The 4,397-nt window shown below is 36.7% G+C and carries 5 protein-coding genes; all 5 read right to left on the bottom strand.

Features of this window, described 5'->3' with window-relative positions:
- Window positions 1–585: 585 nt before the first annotated feature.
- Window positions 586–1,443 carry an ATP synthase F1 subunit gamma gene (gene atpG, locus Q1R07_RS15965; RefSeq protein WP_300492165.1) on the bottom strand — a complete coding sequence of 286 codons (858 nt, stop codon included), beginning with the start codon at window positions 1,441–1,443 and terminating at the stop codon, window positions 586–588.
- A 68-nt stretch (window positions 1,444–1,511) separates the two neighbouring features.
- Complete coding sequence (atpA, locus tag Q1R07_RS15970; protein ID WP_300492166.1) at window positions 1,512–3,086, bottom strand: F0F1 ATP synthase subunit alpha; 1,575 nt, start codon at window positions 3,084–3,086, stop codon at window positions 1,512–1,514.
- A gap of 39 nt (window positions 3,087–3,125) precedes the next feature.
- Complete coding sequence (gene atpH / locus Q1R07_RS15975; protein ID WP_300492169.1) at window positions 3,126–3,659, bottom strand: ATP synthase F1 subunit delta; 534 nt, start codon at window positions 3,657–3,659, stop codon at window positions 3,126–3,128.
- Window positions 3,659–4,159 (bottom strand): F0F1 ATP synthase subunit B, encoded by a 501-nt coding sequence (locus Q1R07_RS15980; protein ID WP_300492168.1) that lies wholly within the window; start codon window positions 4,157–4,159, stop codon window positions 3,659–3,661. Before Q1R07_RS15980 ends, atpH begins: the two co-directional genes overlap by 1 nt.
- Before the next feature lie 92 nt (window positions 4,160–4,251).
- On the bottom strand, window positions 4,252–4,397 hold a 146-nt coding region (locus tag Q1R07_RS15985), incomplete at its 5' end, for an ATP synthase F0 subunit C (RefSeq protein ID WP_300492171.1).

The following is a 4,397-nucleotide window of genomic DNA, read 5'->3' on the forward strand; positions in this document are numbered from 1 at the left end:
TAAACCTTTTTTTAAATCTTTTTCTTAATACTCTCATTACAAAGACTTAACAATAATACTTTTTTTAGCTTTATTTGGCGCCTTTGGCGTGATTATGCGGTTTTACTGGGGTTTTCGCATGTTTTATTTCTGAAATACCAGACCAGACAGGTTGCAAAAACCTGTCAGGTCATCAAAAATTAGTAAAAGCATACCTATATATAGGTGCGTTTTCTAAAAATAATATCTGATCCGTTGTGAAAAATCGGTTATCTGTAAATAAAAAAGCTACTATTATATATAGGTAATACTAAATCCCAACCAAAAATTCTTTCGGTCAAAAGAATTGATCAAACAAAAAGGCCGCTTCAGAATTAAAAAAATTTAGCTTCCCCAGTTAATTATCAAAAAATCGAAAGAATTTCTTCAAAACAAAAAACACTATTATATATCGTAACGATTAACCCAATCAAAATTATTTGATCAAAACATCTATATAATAAAAAATACCCGACAGGTTTTTGAAACCTGTCGGGTGTAAAATAAAAAAACCGCAGGAAATCCTGCGGTTTATATTGAACTCCGATGTAATCGGAACAAAAAATCTTAGTTTTTCAAAGCTTCCGCTCCACCAACGATCTCTAGGATCTCGTTCGTAATTGCAGCCTGACGCGCTTTGTTATACGTAAGCTTTAACTGGTTTCTTAAATCCGTTGCATTATCGGTTGCTTTATGCATTGCTGTCATACGCGCTCCGTGTTCTGCGGCGAAAGAATCTCTGATTGCTTTGTATAATTGTGTTTTTAATGATTTTGGAATCAAGGTTAACACAATTTCTTCTTTTGATGGTTCAAAAATATAATCGGAAGAAGCCGTTTCTGCACCTTCAATCGGCGCTAATGGTAAAAACTGCTCGGTCACTACAATTTGAGTAGCTGCATTTTTAAACTGGTTGTATACCAACTCAATTTTATCATACTCACCGTTTACAAATTTATCCATTAATGTCGCTGCCAAAGCTCCTACATTTTCGAAAGTCAGCTCATCGAAAATAGCACTTTGATTGTCCACTACATTATTTACTTTTCGAAGTACATCGTTTCCTTTTTTACCTACAGTAATCACGTCGATTTGTTTACCGGCATATGCGTCGGTAAGACCTTTTACCTGTTTGATTACGTTGGCGTTAAAAGCACCACAAAGTCCTCTGTTTGATGTAATGGCTACGATCAATACTTTATTTACTTCGCGTTGTTCTGCAAATTTTCCAGCAGCATCACCTTCTAACGACGCACTTAAATTTTGTATTAACTCTGTTAATTTTTCGGCATAAGGGCGCATTGCTGTAATTGCATCCTGTGCTTTTTTCAGCTTAGCAGCAGATACCATTTTCATCGCAGATGTAATTTGCATCGTAGATGAAACAGAAGTAATCCTATTACGTATTTCCTTTAAATTTGCCATTTGTCGATTTGAAATAAAACAATCTGAAATCCGAAGTACTCACTCCGGATTTACAGATTATCTAATTATTAATATTTTGCAGAAACTTCTTTAGCTACTTTTTCTAAAACGTCGGTAATTTCGTCTGAGAATTTACCAGCTTTTAAAGCATCAAGAGTATCTTTATGTTTCGCTTTTAAGAATTCTAAATAATCTTTTTCAAATTCTTTTACTTTACTTACCGGAACATTTCTCAATAAGTTTTTCGTTCCAGCATAGATAATTGCAACCTGATCTTCTACTTTGTACGGATCGTTTACCGCTTGTTTCAAGATTTCAACGTTACGTCTACCTTTTTCGATTACGTTTAAAGTAACCGCATCAAGATCCGAACCGAATTTCGCGAAAGCTTCTAATTCACGGAACTGTGCCTGGTCTAATTTTAATGTACCAGATACTTTTTTCATCGATTTGATCTGTGCGTTACCTCCTACACGAGATACAGAGATACCAACGTTGATCGCCGGACGAACCCCAGAGTTGAATAAATCGGACTCTAAGAAGATCTGACCATCTGTAATCGAAATTACGTTTGTTGGAATATACGCAGAAACGTCACCCGCTTGTGTTTCGATGATTGGTAACGCTGTTAACGATCCACCACCTTTAACGATTGGACGTAATGATTCTGGTAAGTCATTCATATTTTTAGCGATGCTATCGTCAGCAATAACTTTAGCAGCACGCTCTAATAATCTTGAGTGAAGGTAGAAAACGTCTCCAGGATACGCCTCACGTCCTGGTGGACGACGTAATAATAGGGATACCTCACGGTAAGCAACCGCTTGTTTTGATAAATCATCATAAACGATTAACGCCGGACGACCTGTATCACGGAAGTACTCACCGATTGCAGCACCTGCAAATGGAGCATATACCTGCATTGGAGCCGGATCAGAAGCATTTGCTGCTACGATTACCGTATACGCCATTGCTCCTTTTTCTTCTAATGTTTTTGCAATTCCCGCAACTGTTGATGCTTTTTGTCCAACAGCTACATATATACAGAATACTGGTTTTCCAGCATCGTAAAATTCTTTTTGATTTAAGATGGTATCGATACAAACTGTAGTTTTACCAGTCTGACGGTCACCAATAACCAACTCACGTTGTCCACGTCCTACAGGGATCATGGCGTCAATTGATTTGATACCTGTTTGTAACGGTTCTGTTACCGGCTGACGGAAGATTACTCCAGGAGCCTTTCTTTCTAATGGCATCTCATAAAGATCACCACCGATTGGTCCTTTACCATCAATTGGGAAACCTAGTGTATTTACAACACGACCAACCATTTCTTCACCAACTTTTAATGAAGCGATACGTTGTGTTCTTTTTACAGTTGACCCTTCTTTAATTCCAGTAGACGGACCTAATAATACCACACCTACATTATCTTCTTCAAGGTTCAATACAATTGCCTCTAACCCGTTTTCGAATTGTACTAACTCACCGTATTGTGCGTTAGATAAACCATAAACTCGGGCGATACCGTCACCCACCTGAAGAACTGTTCCCACTTCTTCCAGAGTGGCTCCTGATTCAAAACCAGATAATTGTTTCTTTAATATTGCTGAAATTTCAGCAGGCTTAATTTCTGCCATCTTGATTTATAATTTAAACACTTTGCAGTGTGGTAAATATTAATTACTTAGTTCTCTTTTTAATTCTCTTAATCGGTTTGCTATTGAAGCATTGTATTGTTTGTCACCAATTCGCAACACAAATCCTCCTAAAATAGACGGATCTACAGTGTTTACCAAAGTGATGGTTTTATTGGAAAACTCTTTGATTTTCGCTAAAACTTTTGCTTCCAATTCCGGGGTAATAGGAAAAGCAGTCGTTACTTTTGCTGTTTCCACACCGTTCATTTCGTCGAACAAAGCATTATATTGTGACGCTACCTCTGGTAAAATCTCAAATCGTTTGTTTTCTAAAAGTAAGCGGAATAACCCTTTTGTTTCTGACTGTACAGAAGCAAATATTTCTGATAATGCCGAAATCTTAACATCAGCCTTAATTACCGGGCTTGCTAAAAAATTCTTTAACTCTGTGCTTTCCGCAACAGCCGTAACAATCGATTTCATATCGTTGTTTACGGTAGCCGCCTGGCCATTTGAGTTTGCAATATCTAAAATTGCTTTTGCATATCTAATCGCTGCTCTTGCCATAACGATTAATTTAATTTTACTTCATCTAACATTTTCTCAACCAATTTGGTTTGAGTTTCTTTGTTAGCTAGTTCTTCTTTCAATAATTTCTCAGCAATCTCTAATGATAATGACGATACATGGTTTTTCAATTCAACCATCGCAGCGTTCTTTTCGCTAGCAATTGTAGCTTTAGCCTGCTCGATCATTTTGTTACCTTGCACCTGAGCTTCCTCTTTTGCATCGGCAATCATTTTTTCTTTGATTTCACGAGCTTCTTTGATCATAGTATCTCTTTCAGCTCTAGCCTCTGCTAACAATTTTTCATTATCAGCTTTAAGGTTTTGCATTTCTTTCTTCGCATTTTCTGCTGAAGCAATTGCGTTTCTAATACCTTCTTCACGAGCCGTGATTGAGTCCATGATTGGTTTCCAGGCAAATTTAACCAAAAGTAAAATTAACACTAATAAGATAAGCGCTTGCCAAAAGAATAAACCGAATGAAAAATCGTTAATTAATTTCTCCATTTTATACTGAATATATTATGATTTAATTTTTTCTTACTAAATAAAACAACACCTGCAACCAACCGTTACAGGTATTGTTTTTCTCTTCTTTATTATTTTCCTAAGATTAAAGCAGCGAATGCTAAACCTTCTAATAAAGCAGCGATAATAATCATCGCTGTTTGAATTTTTCCAGCAGCTTCTGGCTGACGAGCAATAGCGTCCATAGCAGATCCACCGATTTTACCTAAACCTAAAC

This window comes from Flavobacterium sp. (assembly GCF_030146175.1).
GTDB lineage: Bacteria > Bacteroidota > Bacteroidia > Flavobacteriales > Flavobacteriaceae > Flavobacterium.